The organism is Pseudactinotalea sp. Z1748 (assembly GCF_049725185.1).
GTDB lineage: Bacteria > Actinomycetota > Actinomycetes > Actinomycetales > Beutenbergiaceae > CALKWS01.
The window spans coordinates 558327-581210 of sequence record NZ_JBMPQB010000001.1; the positions used below are offsets into that span (position 1 = coordinate 558327).

15 protein-coding genes are annotated in these 22884 nt (G+C 70.6%); 9 read left to right on the plus strand and 6 right to left on the minus strand.

The features are described from left to right. The first annotated feature begins 60 nt into the window (after window positions 1–60). Window positions 61–651: a GNAT family N-acetyltransferase gene (locus ACO0LU_RS02670; RefSeq protein WP_424789870.1), complete on the plus strand. Its 591-nt coding sequence runs from the start codon at window positions 61–63 to the stop codon at window positions 649–651. A gap of 87 nt (window positions 652–738) precedes the next feature. Then, window positions 739–1284, plus strand: coding sequence for a DUF1992 domain-containing protein (locus ACO0LU_RS02675; protein ID WP_424789871.1), 546 nt, complete (start codon window positions 739–741; stop codon window positions 1282–1284). Between the two features lie 4 nt (window positions 1285–1288). Here the strand turns inward: ACO0LU_RS02675 and ACO0LU_RS02680 are convergent, their stop codons facing one another. After that, the gene (locus ACO0LU_RS02680) at window positions 1289–3400 is read right to left on the minus strand and encodes a glycoside hydrolase family 13 protein (protein ID WP_424789872.1); all 2112 of its coding nucleotides are present in this window, start codon (window positions 3398–3400) and stop codon (window positions 1289–1291) included. 198 nt (window positions 3401–3598) lie between these two features. On the opposite strand from ACO0LU_RS02680, the gene ACO0LU_RS02685 reads away from it, so the two are divergent. Next, window positions 3599–4654 carry a hypothetical protein gene (locus tag ACO0LU_RS02685; protein ID WP_424789873.1) on the plus strand — a complete coding sequence of 352 codons (1056 nt, stop codon included), beginning with the start codon at window positions 3599–3601 and terminating at the stop codon, window positions 4652–4654. Here the strand turns inward: ACO0LU_RS02685 and ACO0LU_RS02690 are convergent. Next, window positions 4611–7592, minus strand: coding sequence for a BTAD domain-containing putative transcriptional regulator (locus tag ACO0LU_RS02690; protein WP_424789874.1), 2982 nt, complete (start codon window positions 7590–7592; stop codon window positions 4611–4613). The genes ACO0LU_RS02685 and ACO0LU_RS02690 overlap by 44 nt on opposite strands. A gap of 151 nt (window positions 7593–7743) precedes the next feature. Here ACO0LU_RS02690 and ACO0LU_RS02695 point away from each other — a divergent pair, with 151 nt between their 5' ends. Further along, a complete protein-coding gene (locus ACO0LU_RS02695; protein WP_424789875.1) occupies window positions 7744–9579 on the plus strand; it encodes a DUF222 domain-containing protein in 1836 nt (611 codons plus the stop codon). Window positions 9580–9638: 59 nt separating this feature from the next. Here ACO0LU_RS02695 and ACO0LU_RS02700 read toward each other — a convergent pair whose 3' ends face one another. Together ACO0LU_RS02700 and ACO0LU_RS02705 are read right to left on the minus strand one after the other, a co-directional pair. After that, window positions 9639–11006, minus strand: coding sequence for a chromate transporter (locus ACO0LU_RS02700; RefSeq protein ID WP_424789876.1), 1368 nt, complete (start codon window positions 11004–11006; stop codon window positions 9639–9641). A 5-nt stretch (window positions 11007–11011) separates the two neighbouring features. Further along, the gene (locus ACO0LU_RS02705) at window positions 11012–11863 is read right to left on the minus strand and encodes a methyltransferase domain-containing protein (protein WP_424789877.1); all 852 of its coding nucleotides are present in this window, start codon (window positions 11861–11863) and stop codon (window positions 11012–11014) included. 284 nt (window positions 11864–12147) lie between these two features. Between ACO0LU_RS02705 and ACO0LU_RS02710 the strand changes: the two genes are divergently transcribed. Then, the gene (locus ACO0LU_RS02710; protein ID WP_424789878.1) at window positions 12148–15159 is read left to right on the plus strand and encodes a glycoside hydrolase family 2 TIM barrel-domain containing protein; all 3012 of its coding nucleotides are present in this window, start codon (window positions 12148–12150) and stop codon (window positions 15157–15159) included. A 9-nt stretch (window positions 15160–15168) separates the two neighbouring features. On the opposite strand, the gene mgtE is transcribed toward ACO0LU_RS02710, so the two are convergent. Both mgtE and ACO0LU_RS02720 read right to left on the minus strand, forming a co-directional pair. Further along, a complete protein-coding gene (gene mgtE / locus ACO0LU_RS02715; protein ID WP_424789879.1) occupies window positions 15169–16536 on the minus strand; it encodes a magnesium transporter in 1368 nt (455 codons plus the stop codon). A 216-nt stretch (window positions 16537–16752) separates the two neighbouring features. Further along, window positions 16753–17625 (minus strand): alpha/beta fold hydrolase, encoded by an 873-nt coding sequence (locus ACO0LU_RS02720; protein WP_424789880.1) that lies wholly within the window; start codon window positions 17623–17625, stop codon window positions 16753–16755. Window positions 17626–17660: 35 nt separating this feature from the next. Between ACO0LU_RS02720 and ACO0LU_RS02725 the strand changes: the two genes are divergently transcribed. From ACO0LU_RS02725 to ACO0LU_RS02740, 4 genes are all read left to right on the plus strand, one after another. Next, a complete protein-coding gene (locus ACO0LU_RS02725; RefSeq protein ID WP_424789881.1) occupies window positions 17661–18050 on the plus strand; it encodes a glyoxalase superfamily protein in 390 nt (129 codons plus the stop codon). A gap of 65 nt (window positions 18051–18115) precedes the next feature. Continuing rightward, window positions 18116–20593: a DNA helicase PcrA gene (gene pcrA / locus ACO0LU_RS02730; protein ID WP_424789882.1), complete on the plus strand. Its 2478-nt coding sequence runs from the start codon at window positions 18116–18118 to the stop codon at window positions 20591–20593. Window positions 20594–20656: 63 nt separating this feature from the next. Further along, window positions 20657–22126: a hypothetical protein gene (locus tag ACO0LU_RS02735; RefSeq protein ID WP_424789883.1), complete on the plus strand. Its 1470-nt coding sequence runs from the start codon at window positions 20657–20659 to the stop codon at window positions 22124–22126. A gap of 150 nt (window positions 22127–22276) precedes the next feature. After that, entirely contained in the window at window positions 22277–22750 is a 474-nt protein-coding gene (locus ACO0LU_RS02740; RefSeq protein ID WP_424790184.1) for a TVP38/TMEM64 family protein, read from the plus strand. Window positions 22751–22884: the final 134 nt, after the last annotated feature.

The window sequence follows — 22884 nt, forward strand, 5'->3', positions numbered from 1 at the left end:
GAGTCGGCCACCTGAACGCGGCCCCCGGGCACGCTGGCCTATGCCGGTAACCTCCGGACGGTGAGCACCAACTCCCCGCCACTGCCCCCGTGGCCGGACACCCCGCCCAGGCACGGGCGAGTGCTGCTACGCGCAGTGACCGAGCAGGACGTGCCGATGGCCCGGGACCTCTCGACCGATCCCTATGTTCCCGCCACCGGCTCCCTGCCCGCCCGCGCCACCCCGTCCCAGGCACGTGCCTGGGTACGTCGCCAGCAACGCCGCCACGCGGAGGGGAGCGGCTTCTCCTTCACGATCGCCGTCGCCGCAACTGGTCGCGCAGTCGGTCACTGCGGCCTGTGGCTGAGGGAGTTCGGAGCAGGGCGCGCCAGTGCCGGGTACGCCCTCGCCCCCTCCGCCCGCGGCAAGGGCCTGGCTGTGGACGCGCTCACCGCGCTGACGCACTTCGCCTGGACCGTGCCGGGGCTGTTCCGGATCGCGTTGTATATCGAACCCGCCAATCACGCCTCGATCCGCACCGCGGAGGCCGCCGGCTACCTGCGCGAGGGTCTGCTCCGCAGCCATCAGGAGATCGCGGGCCGGCGCCGGGACATGGTGCTCTACGCCGCCGTCAGGCCCAGCGGTACGTCGGCGGGTGCACCGGTGGCCTAGGACCGGGAAGTACCACCGCGCTGGCAGACGGACCAGCAGCCAAACTTGCTGGACCGACGCGCCCGCCGGCAGGCACACTGGCAGGCGATGACCCAGCGCATTCCAGGCGGCGTGCCGATCCACACGTGGGTGGACCGGCTCATCCACGAGGCCCAGGAGCGGGGCGAGTTCGACAACCTGCCCGGTGCCGGCAAGCCCCTACCCGGCCTGGACAAACCGGTGCATGAGGACTGGTGGGTGCACCAGAAGGTGCGCGAGGAAGAGGTCCCGGCCCACGTCCTCCTGCCCCCGGCGCTGCAGTTGCGCAAGGAGATCGCGGAGTTGCCCGAGGTGGTGGCGGACCTCCCGGACGAGGAGTCGGTCCGCGCGGCGGTTCACGAACTCAATCGGCGGGTAGCGGAATGGATCCGCGCCCCCAGCGGACCGGTGCTGCCGGTCGGACGCGCCGACGTCGAGGAGGTCGTGACCGGGTGGCGCACCGTCCGTAGCCGGCCGGCCCCGGCAACGCCCGACGACGACGCAGCCTCGGGTGGGCAGGGCGCGGCGCCCGGCGGGGACGAACCTGCCGAGGTGCCACAGCCGCGCCGTACCTCCTGGTGGCGCCGGATACTGCGAGGCGAGCGCCGGACCTGAGCGCTCAGTGGGGCACGCCGGGGGTGGCGCCCACCCCGGCGACGACCACCTGGTAGGGGGCCATCACCTTCCCCCGGGTGCCGGTGGTGCCGAGCACCACCGCCAACTCATCCGCGCCGCCCGCGCCCGCCCGGCGCAGCATGGCATCGAGCCGGTTTCCGAGCACCTGGCGGGGGCGCCGGATGGGCCGCCCGGTCAGGTTCACCTCCACCAACCACACCTCACCGTCGGGGCCGGTGCGCAACCAGCCGAAGTAGTGGCGGGACCGGGGGGCGCAGAAGTGCACGTCGCCCTCGGTCAGGGCCGGATGAGCCCGGCGCAACCGGATCAGGTTCCGGTAGAAGTTCAGCACCGAGGCGGGTTCACCGTCCTGCTCCAGCACGGTGAACCCGCGGGAGTCCTCCATCCCGGGTTGCCACGGATCGCCGGTGCTGAACCCGGTGGTCTCTCCCGGTTGCCAGCGCATCGGCACCCGGGAGTGGTCCCGCGCCCCGGGCAGTACCTCGGCCAGGGCCTGGGCCTCGGTGCGCCCGTCCTGGCGCAACTGCGCGAACCGGTCGCGTGATTCCACGTCCCGCAGGTCGATCACGGAGGTGAAGTCCTGGTTGATCGCGCCGATCTCCTGGCCCTGGAAGATGAACGGGGTGCCGGGCAGCGTCAACTGGATCGTGGCCAGCACCTTGGCCACCGCGGTGCGCTGATGGGGGATGTGGTCCTGGTCTCCGAGTACTTTGGAGACCATCCGCGGGTTGTCGTGGTTCTCGATGAACAGGGCCAGGTGGTCATCGGGACCGAGCCGGGCCAGGTAGTCCTGGTAGTAGGCCTTCAGGTATCGCAGGTCGTAGCGGTAGTCGTCCCAGCGGATGCGGCCGGGGTTCTCCAGCACGTCGAAGTTGAACACCAGGTCCAGTTCACCGCGTCCGGCAGCACTGAGCAGCCTTCCCATCTCCACCCCCACTCCCGGGGTCTCCCCAACCATCACTCCCACCGGATCAGGGGGCAGCCGGTCGCCGATCAGGCCGTCGCGGTCGCGGGCCCGGGCGGTCGAGACCGGTTCGGGTTCGTCGGGGGCGCGGGTGAAACCCTGGGCGCGCAGTTCACGCAGGTAGGTGTGCAGGTTGGGCCCGTAGAAGTAGTTCTCGATCCCGGGGAACCCGATCAGGTCCCCGATTCCGTCGTCGCCGTCGGGCAGGCCGGGCCGTTTGGAGATCAAGTTGATGACGTCGAGGCGGAAGCCGTCGATACCCCGTTCGCGCCACCAGCGCACGATCTCGGCGACTTCGCGACGCACCGCTGGGTTGTCCCAGTTCAGGTCCATCTGCCCGGGCGCGAACAGGTGCAACGCCCAGCGCTCGGCCTCGGGGATCCACCGCCAGGCCTGGCCCCCGAAGAACGCCTTCCAGTTGTTCGGCGGCGGCCCGGACCCGTCCTCACCCGCGACCCCAGGACGCAGATGGTAGTACTCGCCGTAGGGTCCATCCGGGTCCCGTACCGCGGCGTGGAACCATTCGTGCTGATCGGAGGTGTGGTTGACCACCAGGTCCAGGATGATCCGCATCCCCCGTTGGTGACAGCCGGCGATCAACGCATCCAGGTCCTCCAGCGTCCCCATCTCCTCCATCACCGCGCGGTAGTCACGCACGTCGTAACCCATGTCCATGTTGGGGGAGTCGAAGATCGGGGACAGCCACACGCAGTCCACCCCCAGGTCCGCCAGGTAGTCCAAGTGGGAGATCACCCCGCGCAGGTCCCCGATGCCGTCACCGTCGGAGTCGGCGAAGGACCGGGGATACACCTGATAGAAGACGGCGGAGCGCCACCAGGGGGAAGACGGCTGCGCCGCGCCCGGGGGTTCTGCGGCGTCGTGCGGCCCGTCCGGGACGGCGGATCGTTCGGGATGGTCGGCGAGCACCGCGAGGAAGGCGTCGGCGAAGCCCGGTCCGACGCTGCGGCGGGCCAGGCGCGCCACGGCGGCCAGGGGCAGGTTCGCCACCACCGGGTTGGTCACCCACCGCCGGGAGCGTCCGAGTTGGAGCAGGACTTTGTCGATGGCATCCCGGCCCACCGGGTGGGCGTAGACATCGCTGATCCTGGTCTGCCCATTGTGTCGGGCCATCGCTACCTCCACGTGGTTCGGTTCGCGCTGATGTTCTCGCACTTCGACCCACGGCGCCCGAGGAAGGGCACTGCTAGTCGGCGAGGCCCTTAACAGGTTCTTAACAGCGGTCTCCTAGCGTCGCCGCTGACGCCGGTCAGGAAGTCTCTGCCGAGGAGGCACCGGGGGATGAGGGAAGGATCAACGATGAGACCGAACATGAGAGTCACGCTGCTGGCGGCGGCCGTCGGTGTGATGCTGATGCTGTCCGGGTGCGGCATGTTGCCCGACGGCCTCGGAGGAACCGGTCAGGAGGAGGAGAGCGACGACGCCGTCGCCGCCGCCGAACCGGCCCAGCCGGCTGCGGAGGAGGCCGAGGAGACCGAGGAGGCCGGCGGGGACCTGGAACCCTTGCCGGTGCAGCCCCAGCAGGTCGGTGCCACCGTGCACATCGGGGGTATGGAGTACACCATCGAGTGCCTGGACGTCATCGATGTGGACGCCGAGCACAACCAGAGCAACCGCACCCAGGGGGCACGCGTGATCCTGACGGGGAGCGTGACCAACCCTGGGGGCAGCAGCGCGCCGGCCAATGCCGGGTTCGTCCTGGAGTGGGAGGACGCCGAGACGGGGCACTCCTTCGAGTCATCGGGACGGAACATGGGCGATACGGTGCCGAGCGGGGGCACCGGGCCGCTCGAAGTGGAGATCCCGCTCGCCCCCGACCAGTTGGAGACCTTCGATCAGGACCGGGCCATCGTGCTGGTGGGGTCCCCCGAGCGAAGCCGGGCTCAGGCTCCGCTGGGCAGCCAGGGTGAGTTGATCACCCGCATCCCGGTGCAACAGCCCGGCCTGGTCGGGGAGGCCTTCGACGTGGGCGGCCAGTTGACGGTGACCGTTCAGGAGGCCGACCTGCGCTGGGACATCGATCAAGGTACCGAGGACGGCACCGCCGTGCTGGAACTGATGGTGGAGGTGCGCAACGACACCGACCGCCAGCAGTGCTGGAGCCGGGGCGCGGGGAACAACTTCGCGTTGCTGACCTCCGATGGCACCGACACCGTCGACCTGGGCATGAGTGACCGCGGCTGCGTCCCCGGGGGCGGAACCACAGTCTCGCTCACCGGGCTACCCGTCCATGAGGACTACGCCGGTGAGTACACCCTGGTGCTCGACTACGAGCCCATCACATCGGATAACCAGTTCGCCGAGAACCAGGTGCCGATGGAGTTCACGATGGTCGAGGAGCCGGCCGTGCTGCTGTCCGAGCGCTGATCGGCAGGTCCGGTTGCCGGCTGAGGCCGGCGATCTCGGCCACCACCACCGCTACCGATCGCACGCCACGCACTGCCATCTCCTCGGTGAGGTGCTCGGGCCCGAGCACCTCACCGAGGCGGGTGAGCACAGCCGGCAGATCGGGCACCGTGGTGGGGTCGGCTCCATGTCCGCTGCGCTCGCGGTGCCGGCGGGCCACCCCAAGCAGCCCGGCGGCGTGCGCGGGTCGTTCGGGCGCCTCGAGCGCTGCGCTGATCTCGATCAGGCCGGAGACCCACCAGGCGTCGAGTAGTTCATCGGCGACCACGGCCTGGGCGACCGTCCGCACCAGTTCCCTCGCCTCGGTCTCCTCACCCAGGGCGCGGTGCCGCAGCGCGCGCTGCCAGCCCAACCGCGCCTGCTGCTCCGGTGAACCGACGTCGGCGTAGATCGCCTGCGCGGAGCGGGTCAGGATCATGGCCGCCCGATGCTGCCCACGTTCAGCCTCGATCCCGGCGAGACGTTCCAGCGCCATCGCCTCCATGTGGGTGCTGCCCAGGTCGTAGTAAGCGGTCCGGGCGCTCTCCAGATGCGCTGAGGCCTCGTCGAGCCGAGCCAGTTTGTGCGCGGCGATGCCGCGATTGAGTTCGGTGGCGGCTGTGCCGAGGGCGTGGGCGCTTTCCACGAACAGGCCGTGGGCACGGCTCCACATCTCATACGCGCCCGCGTGGTCGCCCCGGTCCGAGGCCACCCCGGCCATGTTGTTCAGGGTCAGGGCCTGCCCGGCCTTGTCCCCCAGACTCTTGCGGACCTGCCACGCCTGGTGCAGCAGTTTCTCTGCAGCGGACCGGTCGCCGTCGTCCCAGGCCAGGCCACCGGCGGCGTGCAGGGCGGCCCCTCGCACGGCCGGGTCGGCGTCGTCGCCCGCCTCGAGGAGCTGGCGCAACCACCGGCGCCCCTCGGTATGCATGCGTCGCCGCATCCAGAAGGGCGACAGCCCCGCCGCCATCGACAGGCCCCGCTGTGGATCGGTCTGCACCGCGTGGGCCAACCCTGCACGAAGGTCCGCATCCAGTTCACTCAGGCCGGCCAGTGCCGACGCCTCGCCGGGGCCGCCCACGTGCGTCACGGCTTCCCGGACCTGATGGTCCAGGTACTCCAGATGGCGGGTCTGCAGTTCCGGTGGGGCATGACCCATGCGAGAGAGCACCTGTGGCGCCGAACGGCGTACCGGGGGCAGTAACGAGTACCGGCCGCGTTCACCGCTGAGGTCGGCGACCACCACGGCCGCGTGCGCGAGTTCGGCGAGGAGCCTGGGAACGTCCCCGGCCGGCACCGCCGTGCCGGAGCAGACCGCCTCGATCGCCTCGACGCCTACCGGACTGCGGAAGATGCGCATGCGACTCAGCAACTCCCGGGCCGCGGGCCGCAGGTGCTCCAGCGTCCCGGTCAGTGCCACCTCCATGGACTGGTGCCGGCTGGGCCGGTCCCGCTCCGAGGCGGCCGAACCCAGATTCCGCTGCAACTGACCGATCACGTCCGAGACGGTGAGCACGCCGCACTGGGCGGCGGCCAGTTCGATCGCCAGCGGGAGGCCGCCGAGCAGGGCAGCCACCTCCTGCAGGCGCGGGTCGTCGGGGTCCGGCAACACGGTGCTGGGGCCTGCCTGGCGTGCTCGCTCCAGGAACAGCCGCACCGCCTCCGATGCGCCCGGCCCGTCCCCGGAGACCTCCAGCATGGGCGTGACCCACACCGATTCACCGATGACGTTCAACGGGACCCTGCTGGTGGCGAGGACCCGTACCCGGGGGCAGGCGGCGAGCAGCCGCGACACCATGTCCGCCACCGCCTCGGCCACGTCCTCGCAGTTGTCGAGCACGAGCAGTTGTTCCCTGGTGTCGAGCGCATCCGCAACCTCCTCGACGGTGGCAGCGGTAGTGCCCAGAGCGGCAGCGACGGCGGAGGGAACCAGTGCGGGATCCTCCAGGGCTTCGAACGAGGCGAAGACGACGCCGTGGCTGAAGCGAGCCGCGGCCGCCTGCGCCGTGGCCACGCTCAGCCGCGTCTTGCCCACCCCGCCCAAGCCGGTGAGGGTGACGATGCGGTGCCGGCCGACCAGGGCAGTGAGTGCCTCGATCTCGGCGGATCGACCGACGAAGGAGGTCGCGAACACGGGCAGGTCCACGTTCGCAGCGGCCGGTGGATCCAACGCCAGATCGTGCCGCAGGATCTGCTCCTGGAGCCGGCGCAGCGCGGCGGTGGGTTGCACGCCCAGCTCCTCATCCAGCGCCGCCACGGCGCGGTGGTACGTCTGCAGGGCATCACCCTGCCGCCCGTTCCAGTACTGGGCAGTGATCAGCAGACTCCAGACGCGTTCGTCGAACGGGCGCTCCACGGTGAGTGCGGACAGATCGCCGGTGTCGGCATTCGCGCCCTGGGTGCGCATCTGCAGTTCGGCCAGGTCCACGTTGAGTTCGCTGCGCTGGGTCAGTATCCGCTCGATCTCGGCGGTGGCGCCGGAGCGGACATCGGCCAGCGGCAGGCCCCGCCAGAGGCCCTTCGCCGCCCCTAGTTCGTGTCCGGCCCGTTGCAGGTCGCCGGAGTGGAGGGCCTCCCGGCCGGATCTGGTGTGTTGGTCGAATCCGGCGATATCGACCTGATCCCGGGTGATCGCGAGCCGGTACCCGGTGCCGATCCGCTCGAGCAGATCGGGTCGGCCGAGCATCTTGCGCAGATGGGACACGTGCACCCGCAACGCGCTTTCCGCTGTCGCCGGCGGGGCACCGTCCCAGACGAGTTCGCACAGCAGGTCCACGCTCAGCACCTCGCCCGGATGCTGGGCGAGCACCGCCAGCAGCGCCCGCCGGATCGGCCCGGTGATCGGCCGTTGTTCGCCGTCGATCCAGACCTGGAGCGGCCCGAGCAGCGCGATGTGCACGTCACCGCCGCTCTTGCTCATCACTCGATTCAAGCATGTCGGACTGCTCCGGGGGCAGGGAACGGGCGCTGATCGCGAGGTGGTGTCGTGCCGAGATCCGACGGAGGGCAGACCAATCCATGGTCATACGCACGTTCGAGGAATGTCGGTGGTCGGGTCTAGCGTGGTCTTCATGTCCACCACATCGGCGTCGAGTCCGGGGTACTCCGTCCCTGGGCGGGGTCCGGCGGCACGAGAGGCGGCCGCCCGGTACCTGGGTGCGCCGCTGACCGGGTGGGAGCGGTTCAAGCGACTGAAGACCTACCTCGATGCGGCCCCGGATGAGCCGGGCGTGCTGATCGAGATGGCCGCCGCGTGCGCACAGTTGCGGTCCAACATCGACGGGATCGAGTCCGAGATCCTGCAGGCCCTGTTACAGGTCCCTTCGCGGTCGGGCTGGGGTGAGGAGATCGCGGCACGGATGGCGCTGTCGACCCGGGCGGCCGAGGGACGGTTGGATCGTGCCGCGGCGTTGGATCAGTACTCAGAGGTGCACTTCGCCTTACTCGGTGGCGAGATCGACCTCCCCAAAGCCCGGGTGTTCCTCGATGCGGTCAAGACGTTGCCGCCGGGGCAGGGGCGGGCGATCCACCGAACGATCCTGCCGGATGCGCCGGGGTTGACCGTGGGCCAACTGCGGCACCGGTTGCAGGCGGCGGCATTGGCGGTGGATGCCGATAATGCCCAGGCGCGCCACGAAGAAGCGGTCAAGGACCGGTATGTGCGCGCCGAGCCGGCCGAGGATGGGATGGCGTACCTGACGTTCTACCTACCGGCCGTGGACGCGGCTGCGGCGATGAGTGTGCTCGACGCGCTGGCGGTGAAGGACGGTCCGGAGGATGAGCGTCCGATCGCCGCCCGGCGGGTGGACGCGTTCATGGCGATCATCCGACAGATTCTCAGTAGCGGGACCACCCCCGACGGGCAGGAGGTTCCCACGCAGCACCGTAAGCGCCCGCAGATGGTCTTCACCGTGGCCCAATCCACCCTGGACGGCCACGACGATGCTCCGGGATACCTGGCCGGGCACGGGCCGTTGTCCGCCGACATCATCCGTCATCTCGTCGGCACCGTCGAGGTCACCAGCCAGGTTCTGCCCACCGACCCGGTCGATGGCACCGCACAACCGCCGCCGGCGGCAGCACAGCACACCACAGGGGAGCGGGCTGCCCAGCGGCGAGCCGCGCCGGAGCGCGTCCCATCGCGGCCGGGCGTCCATGACGATCCGGCGGCAGCGTTAGCCGCGATGGGGGTTCTCGCGTGCGACTCCTACCAGCCCGGCGCGACGCTACGGGAGTTCATCCTCGCCCGTGATGTCACCTGCAGGTTCCCGACCTGTCGCCAGCCAGGACGCCGCTGCCAGATCGACCACATCGTTCCTTTCACCTTCGACCGGCCGGCGTGGGCACAGACGCATCAGGGCAACCTGCACCTGTTGTGCGCACGCCACCACGGGCTGAAGACCGCCGGAGCCTGGCGCATCACTCGTGAGCCGGCCACCGGCGACACCCGCTGGACCTCCCCGCTCGGCTACACCTACACCCGCGCCGCGCAGGTCGTCGACCCCGCCCACGAGTTACCGGTCCTGCATCGGCAACTCCAGACGATGCGTGTCGAGCACGCCGACCAACCCGAACTGTTCACCGGGTCCGCCCCGCTATCACCCGGGGTAGTCAGCGAAGTCGAATGGGCACGAGCGAAGTGCCGGACCCCCGCCCATGCCCGGCCCGGCGCCTGTGATTGCGCCGAACGCGCCGAGGACATCACCACCATCCTCGCCGGGCTGCAACCGCCAGACCCGCCGGATCGGCCTGACCCAACCGGCTCGGCCGGCTCGGCGAACCATCACGATGTGCCCGGCTCGCCCGACTTACCCGGTCCGCCCGCCTCACTCGACCTGCCCGCGGAGCCTCCCGCCACCAGCGACCCAGGCGAGTTCCCGACCAGCACCGACCCGCCGCCATTCTGAGCCCGGGCCGTGAGGGGAAACAACCATCCGCCCCTGAGCCCGAGCGGGATGTCCGCGACTCACAGAAGCGCGAACCCCGCCAGTGCTGCCAGTAGCACCACCGCCCAGGAGGGGGCCTTCCACCATGCCAATGCGGCGAACGCGGCCAGCGCGATCACCAGCCCCCACAGGGTCGTGATGCCCTGGGTGATCACCGGGTTCACCAAGGCCGCCGCGAGCAGCCCGACCACGCCGGCGTTCACCCCGGCCAGCGCCCGGCGCACCCGGATCCGACGGCGCAACCGGTCCCAATACGGCAGCAGCGCCAGCACCAGTAGCGCCGAGGGCAGGAAAATCGACACCAGCGCGACCGCCGCACCGAGGATGCCCGACGGTGGCACCGAACTCGCTGCGCCCAGGTAGGCCGCGAAGGTGAACAGGGGGCCGGGCACCGCCTGCGCGGCGCCGTAACCGGCCAGGAACGCCTCAGTATCCACCATTCCGGTGGTCACCACCTGGGTCTGCAACAGCGGGAGCACCACGTGCCCGCCACCGAAGACCAAGGCGCCGGTGCGGTAATACACATCGGCCATCTCCACCACACCGTGGCCGCTCCACCGGGCCAACAGGGGCAGGGCAGCCAGTAACAGCGCGAACAGGCCCAGGCTCACCGCCGGCAGCATGCGGCGCCCCCCGACGCTGCGGTGCCCGTTGGTCGCCCCGCGCCGACCGCCACTGGCGCTGCTGTGCCCGTCGGTCGCACGTGCCCGGCCGGATCCGGCGGTGTCCCGACCCGCCCCTGCGTTGTCGCCACCGGGACCGGCGTCGTCCCGGCCGGACTCGATGGCATCCTCGACAACCTCGGAGGCATCCTCGTCGGCCTCCGCCCCGAAATCGCGGGGAAGTACGATCAGCCCCAGCAGCCCGGCCACCACGATGACGCCGACCTGCACCAGCGGGTGCGGCACAGCCAGGACGGCGACGAGGGCCGTCGCCGCGATGAGGGCGCGGCGAAGGTCGGGAGTCAGAGTGCGCGCCATGCCCAGGACGGCGTGGGCCACCACGGCTGCGGCGGCGGCCTTCAGCCCGGCCAGCCACCCCTGCCCGAAGGCATCGAGGGCCTGCACACCGAAGGCGAAGGCCACCAACACAACCGCCGAGGGAAGCGTGAACCCCAGCCACGCTGCCACTAGCCCGGCCGCACCGGCCCGCTGCAGCCCTATCGCCATGCCCACCTGGCTGGAGGCCGGTCCGGGTAGAAACTGGCACAGCGCCACCAGGTCGGCGTAAGCGGTGTCGGTGAACCACCGGCGGCGCTGGACGAACTCGGTGCGGAAGAAGCCCAGGTGCGCCACCGGCCCGCCGAAACTGGTCAGACCCAGGCGCAAGAAGATCCAGAACACCTCCGGCACTGAACCGCCCGAACGCGCCGAGGCAGGGTTAGCCACGGGTGTCAATGGTCCTCGACCGGCTCGGGAGCAGGCGCAGGCTTGCGTGCGAGCAGCCAGAACCGGCGCCGCTCCGCGAGCAGCGGTTCACCCCGGGCCGGGCCGCGCTGGTGCAGGGAGTACAAGGCCTGCGCATAGCGGTCCACGGTGAAGTCGGCCGGGGCCTGCCAGGGGATCAACTGCAGGTAGGCCACCAGGGCGGCGATGTCGGCGAACGCGTAGTGGCCCACCGACTCGGAACCGTCGACGATCTCCAGATCAGCCCGGAGCAGGCACTCCCGCAGCACCCCGTAGGTCACGCCCGGAGCGTGCGGTCCCACGCCCAAGGCCTCACGGACCTCACCGAACTCGCGGACGTCCACCTGCTGGGTGAGGAAGTACCCCCCGGGGCGCAGGACCCGGGCCACCTCCAGCGGGTGGTAGGACTCGTGCCGGTTCAGCACCAGGTCGAAACGAGCGTCGGGAAAGGGCATCGGAACCGGGTCGGGCGCATCGTTGGGCTGGGCGAAGACCACCAGTTCCATCCCGTGGCGGGCCAGTGACGCCCGGGCGATCGGCACGTTCGGCTCCCAGCCCTCGGTGGCGATGGTGTCGGTGGGCAGGTGGTCGACGAACCGCAACAGGTGCTCGCCCCCACCGGTGCCCATGTCCAGGACCGACCGGGCGCCGGCGAGGCGCTCGCGGTAGAGAACATCGAGGTCCCATGGAACCCCGGACTCCTCCACCCGGCCGACCAGCGCGGAGAAGTCCCACCCCTGGGCCGGGCCGGTCTCCTCGGCCCGCCAGGTGGTGAGCAGGGCCTCGGGCACGGCCGTGGTCGGCCGGCCCGGAGCAGAGCGGGATCGGGGCGGTGGCATCGCCGCCCAGGTTAGCGCGCCCGGAAGGAGCAGCATCGGCCTCTCGCGCGGGGGGCTGACGCGTGGGCCGCGCGAGGGAGGGCAGCACAAGCCTTGCGGCGGATAGAGCAGTACGGACATTAAGCAGTACGGATATGTCCGCTCCGGCCCACCCGCCGCGCCCGCCTGCGGACCACCCCATAGGCTGTTGCACCAGCGGCGTGAACCGGCCCCGACGGCCGCGCGGGTGAACAACCCGGCCCGCCGCCGAGCCCCGAGCGACGACTTTGCAAGGAGTTGGCACCGTGTCCGCCCCGAATACCCCCTCCACCGCCGCGGCCGCGACGGAGCTGGCCGAACGCCTCACCACCGTCGTCCCGGGCGCCGGGCGCCTCCCGCCCCGGGCCACCGCCCGGACCAGCGCCCAGGTAATCGACCTGGACGGCATCTGGAAGTTCCATTACGCACCCAGGGCGGAGGCCGCCATCGCCGGCTTTGCCGAGGAGGCCTTCGATGACGCCGGCTGGGACGACATCACCGTGCCCAGCGCCTGGCAGATCGAAGGGCTGCGCGACGCCGCCGGCACCCTGCTTCCGCGCGGCCAGGCCCGCTACTCCACGCCCGCCTACACCAACGTCATCTACCCCTTCCCGCTGGACGTCCCGCACGTGCCGCATGACAACCCCACCGGGCAGTACCGCACCACCTTCACCGTCGAGGACCCGGGCCGGGACCGGTGGGTGCTGCGGTTCGAGGGCGTCGACTCCATCTTCACCGCCTGGGTCAACGGGGTGGAGCTGGGCTGGTCCACCGGCTCGCGCCTGGCCGCCGAGTTCGACGCCACCGAGCACCTGCGCGCCGGGGCGAACACCCTGGCTGTGCAGGTGCACCAGTGGTCGCCCGCCAGCTACCTGGAGGACCAGGACATGTGGTGGGTCTCGGGCATCTTCCGCTCGGTCTCACTGCGCCAACGCCCGGTGGGCGGCATCGAGGACGTCCGGGTGCGTGCGGGGTATGACCACGCCACCGGCACCGGAACGCTGCGGATCGACGCCGACCTGGCCGAAGGGGCGACGTCGGCGCGGGTGGCCATCCCAGAACTGGGTATCGAGGGCGATGCCGGTACTGACATCGAAGCGGGGCCGGTGCAGTCGTGGAGCGCCGAGTCGCCGCAACTGTACACCGCGACCGTAGCCACCGACGCCGAGACCCTCACGCTGCGCATCGGGTTCCGCTGCGTCGAGGTCAAGGATGCCCAGGTTCTCGTCAACGGACGCCCGATCCGGTTCAAGGGCGTGAACCGGCACGAGTGGCACCCCGACACCGGGCGCACCCAGACCGAGGAGATGATGCGCACCGACATCGAGTTGATGAAGCGCCACCACATCAACGCCGTGCGCACGGCCCACTACCCGCCCGACCCGCGCTTCCTGGATCTGTGCGATGAGTACGGGCTCTGGGTGATCGATGAGTGCGACCTGGAGACGCACGGGTTCGAGCAGGTGGGCTGGGTGGGCAATCCCAGCGACGACCCGTGCTGGACCGAGGCCTACCTGGACCGGATCCAGCGAACCGTGGAACGGGACAAGAACCACCCCAGCATCATCATGTGGTCCCTCGGGAACGAATCGGGGACCGGCGCGAACCTGGCGGCCATGGCTCAGTGGATCCGCTCCCGCGACGATGATCGGCTGGTGCACTACGAGGGCGACCGGGAGAGCACCTACGTGGACGTGTACTCCCACATGTACACCCATCCCGATGAGGTGGCCCGGATCGGTGTGCACGCCGAGGACGCCACCCGCGAGGGCGCAGCGGACGCCCGCCGCCGCCAACTGCCCTATCTGTTGTGCGAGTACGGGCATGCGATGGGCAACGGCCCGGGTGGGCTGGCGGACTACGAGCAGTTGTTCGATGCCCACCCACGCCTGATCGGGGGTTTCATCTGGGAGTGGATCGACCAGTGCATCCGGCAGGTGGACGAACAGGGCCGGGAGTTCTTCGCCTACGGCGGGGACTTCGACGAGCCGGTCCACGACGGCACCTTCATCGCTGACGGCCTGATATTTCCCGACCGCACCCCCTCCCCGGGGCTGGTGGAGTACGCCGCGGTGATCGCCCCGATCCGGATCACCATCGACGAGGGCACCGCGTTGATCGAGAACCGCCGCGACATCATCGACACCTCCGACGCCAGGTTCACCTGGACCCTGCACCGGGACGGGCACGTCGTCACTGAGGGGGAGTTGGACGTCCCGGTGATTCCGGCGCGCTCGAAGGTGGAGGTGGACCTGCCTCTGGAGGCGCTGAAGGCCGGGGGCGCGGGAGAGTGGTGGCTCAATGTGCAGGCAACTTCTGCCGCTGAGGCCCCCGGGGTGCCGGCCGGACTCCAACTCGGCCTGGGCCAGCGGCGCCTGACCGAGCCGGCTGTGGTCGATCTGGTCAGCGGGGCTGCCCCCGAGGCCGACGACGACGGGTGGCGCCTGGGGCCGGCCCGGTTCAGCGCCGATGGGCTGCTGCAGGCGCTCGGGCAGGTGCGTCTGGACGGTCCCCGTGCCGACCTGTGGCGCGCCCCCACCGACAACGACCTGAGCAAGCGCGGGCAGGCCCAGGACTGGCGCCAGTTGGGCCTGGACCGGCTGCTGCACCGCACCGAGTCGGTGGCCGCCGAGGGCGATGAGCTCGTGGTCGTGACCATGTCGATGGCCGCCGGACGGGATGCCGGGGTGCGCACCACCTACCGTTGGAGCAGTGACGGCACCGCGCTGGGGCTGCGGGTGCGGATCGATCCGGTGGGGCAGTTCCGTACCAACCCCCACGACCGGGGGCGCATCCCCGGCCCGGTGATCACCTGGCCCAAGGTGGGCCTGCGTCTCGCGGTGGCCGGTCCGGTGGAGCAGGTGTCCTGGTTCGGCCGCGGTCCCGGCGAGGCTTACCCCGACACCTCCGCCGCCGCCCGGGTGGGCCGGTTCGGTTCGGACCTGGCCGGGCTGCAGACCCCGTACGTGCACCCGCAGGAGAACGGCAACCTGACCGACGTGCGGGAGTTGGCGCTCGGGACCGTGGGTGGGGTGGTTCTGCGCATCCGCGCCGCCGGTGGTTCCCCGGGGTTCAACGCCACGGTGCGTCCGTGGACCGCGGAGGCCCTGACCGCCGCTGCCCACACGCAGGAACTGGTGCCCGATGAGGTGTCCTGGCTGACTCTGGACGCTGCGGTGAACGGCATCGGTACCGCCGCCTGCGGTCCCGACGTGTTCGTGGCCGATCGGTTGGTCCCGCAGCGGGTCGAATACGCCGTCACCATCGAAGCGGTCTGAGCCCGGACCTCAGATTCCGAGCACCAGCCTGGCGGTGACGAAGTAGATCACCAGCCCGGTGGCATCGACCAGGGTGGTCACCATCGGGGCGGACACCACGGCGGGATCGATCCCCACCTTGCGGGCCAGCAGCGGCATGGTGCCCCCGATCGTGGCGGCCCAGGCGCAGATCAGGATCAGCGAGATGCCCACCACCACCGCGATCGGGATGTCCACGAACACCGCCCCGATGCCCAGACCCAGCACCGCGAGCATGGTGCCCAGCAGGAAGCCAACCCGGGCCTCGCGCCAGATCACCCGGCCCAGGTCCGACATCCGAATCTCACCCACCGCTATGGCGCGCACACACGCGGTGGCGGCCTGGGCGCCGGCGTTGCCCCCCGCACCGATCAGCATCGGGATGAACAGGGCCAGGGCGGCCACCTGGGCCAGGGTCTCCTCGAACGCCTGGGTGACACCGACCGTGAGCGTGGCCGCGAGCAGCAGCAGGCTCAGCCATACCGCACGGGTGCGGGCCAGACGCAGCACGCCCACCGCCATGTAGTGCCCCTCCCACGGGGCCGACCCGGCCTGGCGGGCCACGTCCTCGGACTCGGCCTCCTCGAGCACCTCGATCGCGTCATCGAAGGTGAGCATCCCCACCAAGCGCTTCTCGGAGTCCACGATCGGCAGGTTCAGCAGATTCGCCTCGCTCATCAACCGGGCGGCGTCCTCGGCCGGGTCGGTGGCAAACATGTAGGTCGGGGCCGTCGAGACCAGGTCGGAGACCATCGCCGTCGGGTCGGACAAGACCAGTTCGCGCAGCTCGGCCACCCCGCGGAGCCGGCGGGAGGAGTTCACCACCGGGAGGGTGTAGACCGTCTCGGCCTCACCGCCCTTGGCGCGCACCACCTCCAGCGCCGCGGCCACCGACAGGTCCTCGGCCAGGGCGACCACCTCCGGCGTCATGTAGTGTCCCACGGAGCCGTCCGGGTAGCCCAGCAGAGCCGCGGTCATCTGGCGCTCGCTCGTGCTCAGGCCGGCGAGGACGCGCTTGGCCACCTTGGCCGGGACCTCCCGGAGCATCCGGGCGCGGTCGTCCGGGTCCATCCCCTCCACCAGTTCGGAGAACCGGGGTCCGCGCACTCCTTCCAGCAGGGCTTGCTGGTCGCCGGGTTCGAGTTCCTCGAACACCTCCAGGGCGTCGTCCTTGGCGAGCATCCGGAACGCGACCGCTGCGGTGTCCGGGGGAATCCGGGCCAGTTCGTCGGCGATCACGTGTGCGGCGTGTTCGTTCAGCCAGGCGGCCGCCGCGGTGTACTGGTGCTCGGTGAGCAGGTCCTCAAGCGAACCGGTCGGTTCGGTGCGGCGCTCGCCGGGAAGGGTGTGCTGTGGCATGGCGGATCCTCGGGGTCAGCGGGACGAGACGCGGGGCGCCGCGGGCACCGGTGCGTCAGCGGGTGACGACGATGCCGCGCGGCCGGCAACTAGGAGGGTCGGTGCGCATCGCGCTCACCTCCTGTGCTCGGGACTGCCGGGATCTGCCTATCAGTGTGCCCTTGTCGCGGGACGACGGCAATCGTGAGCGGCACACCAGGACGCATCGCCTGGTGCTCAGCCGCGGTGGTCTCCGGTTCGGAAGTGCTCGGCGGAGCTGTCGATCCAGGTCGTCATCGCCCCGAGGAGGAGGTCCGGGCGCCGGGCCCACCGCAGGTGCCCCGGCGGCTCCTGCTCCCTCGCACCCAGGTGCAACCGGGTGATCCGGGCGCGGTGGAACTTGGCCAGCAGGCCCTCGAGGGCCTTCGGTGGGGCGAAGGAGTCCCCCTCGAAGGAGACGGCCAGGACCGGCAGGTCCAGTGCCGCCAGCATCACGTCGTGGTTGGTGCGGGGAGCGCCGAATTCCAACCGCCCGGTCCGGTTGAACCGGATCCAGTCGCGCATCTGGCCGCGGGCCTCCCGACCGGCGAAGCCCAGCCGGTGGCCGGGGAAGTATCCCAGCAGCGCCGTCAGCAGGCTCATCAGCACCCCGATGGCGTACATCCGCCAGTCCCACAGCCGCCACCACACCGACCCCGTGGCCACCAGCATCAACCCGGCCAGGGCGCCCGGGTGCTGGGCGGCGTAGACCGACCCGACGTGCCCGCCCAGGCTGTGCCCGAGCAGCAGGATCTGCGCCTCGGGGGCGCGCACGCGCAGTTCGTCCACCGCCCGGCCCACGTCCTGCACCAGATCGGCGTACCCGAAGTCGTACCGGCGCGAAGGTCTGCGCCCCCCGGAGGCCTCGTGTCCGCGGAGTTCGGTCACCGCCACCGACAGCCCCGCTTCGCGCTGGGCCTGCGCGAGTTTGCCGTAGTAGCCGGCCTGCACCCCCATCGCCGGCACCACCAGCACCACCGGTGCGCCGGCCGGCCCCGGGTACCACCGCAGGGTGAAACAGGTGTTCTCCGTCCGGCGGATCAGGATGTTCTCCGGGCTCGGGGCGCTCACTCCGCCTACGCTAACCCCTACGAGGAAGGTGGGACATGAACACCACGACCGACGCCGGTGCCGGCCTGGGCCACCCGGTCCCGGTGCTGCGCATGTTCGATGAGGGCGCGGCCGCGCGCTTCTATCAGGACTTCCTCGGGTTCACCGTGCTGTGGGACCACCGCTTCGAACCCGGCCTGCCGCTGTACCGGCGGCTGCGTCGGGACCAGATGGTTCTGGACTTGTCCGAGCACCACGGTGACGGCACCCCGGGCACGGTGGTGTGGGTGCCCGTGGCAGGCGTGGCCACCCTGCACGCCGAACTGTCCGCCACCACCTACTCCGCCCAGTTGCCCGCTGTGGAACCCGACACCCCCGGCGGACCGACGCTGAGCGTGACCGACCCGTTCGGGAATGTGCTGCGGTTCTGCCAGACCCAGCCCTGACCCACGAGCAGGTGGGGTCCATGGTTCGGACTGTGTGGGTGGGACGACGTAGGCTCGGCGGTGCTATGACCTCACTGTTCGACAACCTGCACCTGGCCTCCGGCGAACCGAGTGCGGCCGCCCACCTGCCCACCACCATGCCCCCGCGCAACGGCCATGACGGTGAGGAGATCCCGGTCGGGCCCGAACCGGTGCGACCGGAGCAGGCCCAGGAGGCTGCCGCACGGGCCGCCCGGGAGCGCGCCGAGGAACTGCTCGATGGCCTCAACCCCGCCCAACGGGCCGCCGTGGTGCACGAGGGCGGGCAACTGCTCATCATCGCCGGCGCCGGCTCGGGCAAGACCAGGGTGCTGACGCACCGGATCGCCTACCTGCTGGCCACCGGACGGGCCCGGCCGGGTCAGATCCTGGCGATCACCTTCACCAACAAGGCTGCCGCGGAGATGCGCGAGCGGGTCGCGGACCTGATCGGGCCCAGGGCGCGGTCGATGTGGGTGTCCACGTTCCACTCCGCGTGCGTGCGGATCCTGCGCTCGGAGGCCAAGACGCTGGGTCTGCGTTCCTCCTTCTCCATCTACGACGCCGCGGACGCCCAACGGTTGATGACCCTGGTCTGCCGGGAACTGGACCTGGATCCCAAGCGGTTCCCGCCCAAGGCCTTCAGCAACCGGGTCTCGGACCTGAAGAACGAGTTGATCGACCCCGACGACTACGCCGCCACGGTCAACGACTCCAACCCCTATGAGCAGAACCTCGCCGCCGCCTACCGGGCGTATCAGGAGCGTCTGCGCCAAGCCCACGCCCTGGACTTCGACGACCTGATCATGACCACGGTGAACCTGCTGCAGGCCTTCCCCGCCGTGGCCGAGCACTACCGGCGCCGGTTCCGCCACGTCCTGGTCGATGAGTACCAGGACACCAACCACGCCCAGTACGTCCTGGTGCGCGAACTCGTCGGGGTCTCCCAGCACGGCGACGACGCAACCGGCGGCGGCGGGGTGCCTCCCGCAGAACTCACCGTGGTCGGTGATGCCGACCAGTCGATCTACGCCTTCCGCGGCGCCACCATCCGCAACATCACCGAGTTCGAGGCCGACTACCCCCGGGCCACCACCATCCTGCTGGAGCAGAACTACCGCTCCACCCAGACCATCCTGTCCGCCGCGAACGCCGTGATCTCCCGGAACACGGGCCGCCGCGCGAAGAACCTGTGGACCGACTCCGGCGCCGGACCGCAGGTGGTGGGCTACGTCGCGGACAACGAGCACGAGGAGGCCCGCTTCATCGCCTCCGAGATCGATCGGCTCGCTGACTCCGAGGGCATCACCCCGGCGGATGTGGCCATCTTCTACCGGACCAACGCCCAGTCCCGGGCGCTGGAGGAGGTCCTGATCCGGGTGGGCCTGCCCTACCGGGTGGTCGGGGGCACCAGGTTCTACGAGCGCCGCGAGATCAAGGACGCCGTGGCCTACCTGCGCGCGATCGCCAACCCCGACGACGCGGTGAACACGCGCCGCATCCTGAACGTGCCCAAACGCGGCCTCGGGGACCGTACCGAGGCGATGCTGGCCGCCCACGCCGAGCGGGAGCGGGTCAGTTTCGGCGCCGCCGTCGACGACGCCGAGAACGCGATCGGACTGGGCACCCGGGCGCTGTCCGGGGTGCAGGCGTTCGCGGAGATGATGGCCGGCCTGCGCGCCCTTGCCGAGGGTGGGGCCGGGCCGGCCGAGGTGCTCGATGCCGCCTTGGAACGGTCCGGCTACCTGGCCGAACTGCGCGCCAGCGAGGACCCCCAGGACGCCTCCCGGGTGGAGAACCTGGCCGAGTTGCACGCGGTGGCGATGGAGTTCACCGAGGCGGAGCCGGAAGGCGACCTCGGTGATTTCCTCGAGCGGGTGGCCCTGGTGGCCGATGCCGATCAGATCCCCGACGCCGACGACTCCGGCGTGATCACCCTGATGACCGTGCACACCGCCAAGGGTCTGGAGTTCCCGGTGGTCTTCGTCACCGGGCTGGAGGACGGCACCTTCCCGCACCAGCGGTCCCTGGCCGATGAGGACGAACTCGCCGAGGAGCGGCGCCTGGCCTATGTGGCCCTGACCCGGGCCAGGCAGCGGTTGTACCTGTCCCGGGCGGCGGTGCGCACCTCCTGGGGGATGCCGAACGAGTTCCCGCCCAGCCGCTTCCTGGATGATGTGCCCGCGGAACTGCTGGACTGGAAGCGCGCGGAGTCCTCGCTCAGCCTGCTGCGCGGCGGCCCCTACGGCGGACGAGGCGGCAGCGGAGCACGTCGCGGTGGTTCCCGCGGCCCCTCCGCACCGCCGAACGCGGGGGAGGGCACGCCGTCGTTCGGTTCGGCCACTCCCCGCGCCGACATCCCTTCCCTGGCGGTGGGGGACCGGGTCACCCACGACTCCTACGGCATGGGCCGGGTGGTCGGGCTGGAGGGTGCCGGGCACAACGCGGTCGCGAAGGTGGACTTCGGCGGTGAGACCGGCACCAGACGGCTGCTGCTGCGTTTCTCGCCGGTGGCAAAGCTCTGACCGGGCCGGCGGTCGCAGCCATATTTTCGTGACGCCGGCAGGCGTACGTGGCAAGGTGCCGGTGTGAGTCGTGTCAGCGCAGGGGAGGGGTTCATGGGCGTCAGGACGAAGTCGGGGCTGGTGGTGATCTCGGCGGCAGCGCTGCTGCTGGCCGGGTGCACCGGAGCCGAGGGGGACGAAACACCGCCCGGGCCCACCGAGGACGGGACCACGGAGGAGACCACGGCGCCACCGGATCCCGAGGAAAACCGGGACGAGCAGGAGCCGGCCGGTGCCGCCACCCTCGGTGAGTGGGTGGAGTTGCCCGCGCGAACCTACTTCGTCACCGCCACGGCGGACCTGGCACTCCTGGCCACCGGCGACCAGTCGTTCGGGCAGGTGATCACCCGGGACGTGACCGTCGTCGACGCCGAGGGGCAGGAGGTCTGGACCCACCCCGACGTACGGGAGATGCACAACCTCCCCGAAGCCGCCTCGGCCGGGCAACACGTGGTTCTCATCGACGCAGACCGGGAGAGCGCCACGGTGCGGGGCCTGACCTGGGCCGAGGGGAACCAGGTGTGGGAGCAGCCGGTGGCGGAGCTGTTCCCCTGCACCGAGCAGGTGTCGGTGAGGTCGGCCACGGCCGACTCGGTGCTGCTGGACTCGCTCGGTGAACCGTGCGCCGGGACCGAGTCCCGCGCGGTGGCCGCCAGTATCGACGCCGCCACCGGTGAGGTGCGCGGCCGGGTGGAGGCCACCGGGAACGTCACCGGGGTGTCCTCAGCAGATGGGGCGCAGGCCTGGTTCTGGCAGATGGATGGGGACCAGGTGCAGGTGCACCACCTCGAACCGGACACCGGGCAGGTGGTCACCGACGTGATCGAGTTCGACGCCGAGACCCGCGCCGCGCTGACCGACGGGGACATCGAGATGATCTCCATGTGGCCGGTCTCCGACCACCAGGTGGCCCTGCAGTCCTGGCGCAGCGTCGCCAGCAGCGTGCTGGCGCTGGCGGACTTCGAGACCGGACAAGCCCGGCTGTACCCCGAGGGCGAGCCCTGCGGGCACTTCACCGCAAGCCGGGACGTGGCCAGCCGCACCTGCGTGATCCAGGACCCGGACACCGAGTTCGGCATCGCCTACGACTTCGACGGCAATGAGTTGTGGACCACCGAGGGCTCGATCGGTCTGACGCTCGACGGTGGCGTGCCGGTCGAAGCGGTCCAGGTGGGCGGGGAACGTGCCTGGCTGGTGAGCGTGGGCGAGGACCTGATCCAGGCCCGGGCAGTAGCGACCGGATCCCAGTTGTGGGCGGCCGGGGTCGGGGAGGGATCCGGGGCACCCAGTTCGCGCCAGATTCCGGGTACCGACGTGGTCGTGCTCGGCATCCAACACGATCCACCGGCTACCGGACTTCTGCGGTTGGACGCCACGACCGGTGCGGAACTGGAACGCCTCGACCTCACTGACGCCTGGGTGCACGGTGACGGCCACGCCATCGCGGTCCACGCCGACGAGGTCACCCTCCTGGCGTTCCCCACCTCGGGCTGAGCAGCGCCCTCCCGCGAAACCGACGCGGACTTAGGGTGAGGTGGTGAGTATGGAGGAGCCGGACGTCCGGCAGCGGGCGGCCGGTCCGCAGTGGGGAGCCTTCCTGCGCAGCGCCGCGCTCGTTCCACCACCCCGATCCCGGTGTCGATCATGGCGGTCAGCGCCGGAGTGCTGTTCGGCGTTCTGGAGGGCTCCATCCTGTCGGTGACCGGCGTCCTGATCGGGTGCTGGGGGGCCTACTGGCTCGCCCGCGGCCTCGGGATGTCCACCGTCGAGCGGATGCTGGGCCGGCACGGACCCACCGTGAAGGACCGGCTCAGCAGCAAGGGCTTCCACGCCGTCTACACCCTGCGCCTGATGCCGGGGGTGCCGTACTGGCCGGTGAACTACGGCAGCGGCGCCTTCGGTGTGAGCCAGCGCGACTTCGTCGTGGCCAGCGCACTGTCCGCGATCCCCGGGCAGGTCTCGCTGGTGGCTGTCGGGGCGTTCGTGGCCGATCCCACCCCGGGCAGTGGCGCGGTGGTTGCCATCGCCTGGATCCTGGTGCTATCGATGACCATCTGGGCATGGCGCAGTTGGAAAGGCACCTCACGCCGCCCGCTGCCGGGCGCGGGTTTCCGGTAGGAAGGCGCAGGCACCGCCGACCAGCGCGGGGGGCCGGGCCAGCCACGGTCCGGTGCAGTCCGGCCGCGCAGGGCCGGTGTGATCCGAGCCTCACCCCGGTCCCGGGCCCCTGATGGTCGCGGTAGGCTTCGACA

Coding starts and splice junctions, on each gene's coding strand:
- ACO0LU_RS02680 (WP_424789872.1), bottom strand. CDS start 3,400: ATGGCCCGACACAATGGGCAGACCAGGATCAGCGATGTCTACGCCCAC.
- ACO0LU_RS02725 (WP_424789881.1), top strand. CDS start 17,661: ATGAACACCACGACCGACGCCGGTGCCGGCCTGGGCCACCCGGTCCCG.
- ACO0LU_RS02690 (WP_424789874.1), bottom strand. CDS start 7,592: ATGAGCAAGAGCGGCGGTGACGTGCACATCGCGCTGCTCGGGCCGCTC.
- pcrA (WP_424789882.1), top strand. CDS start 18,116: ATGACCTCACTGTTCGACAACCTGCACCTGGCCTCCGGCGAACCGAGT.
- ACO0LU_RS02740 (WP_424790184.1), top strand. CDS start 22,277: ATGGCGGTCAGCGCCGGAGTGCTGTTCGGCGTTCTGGAGGGCTCCATC.
- ACO0LU_RS02695 (WP_424789875.1), top strand. CDS start 7,744: ATGTCCACCACATCGGCGTCGAGTCCGGGGTACTCCGTCCCTGGGCGG.
- ACO0LU_RS02705 (WP_424789877.1), bottom strand. CDS start 11,863: ATGCCACCGCCCCGATCCCGCTCTGCTCCGGGCCGGCCGACCACGGCC.
- ACO0LU_RS02685 (WP_424789873.1), top strand. CDS start 3,599: ATGAGAGTCACGCTGCTGGCGGCGGCCGTCGGTGTGATGCTGATGCTG.
- ACO0LU_RS02675 (WP_424789871.1), top strand. CDS start 739: ATGACCCAGCGCATTCCAGGCGGCGTGCCGATCCACACGTGGGTGGAC.
- mgtE (WP_424789879.1), bottom strand. CDS start 16,536: ATGCCACAGCACACCCTTCCCGGCGAGCGCCGCACCGAACCGACCGGT.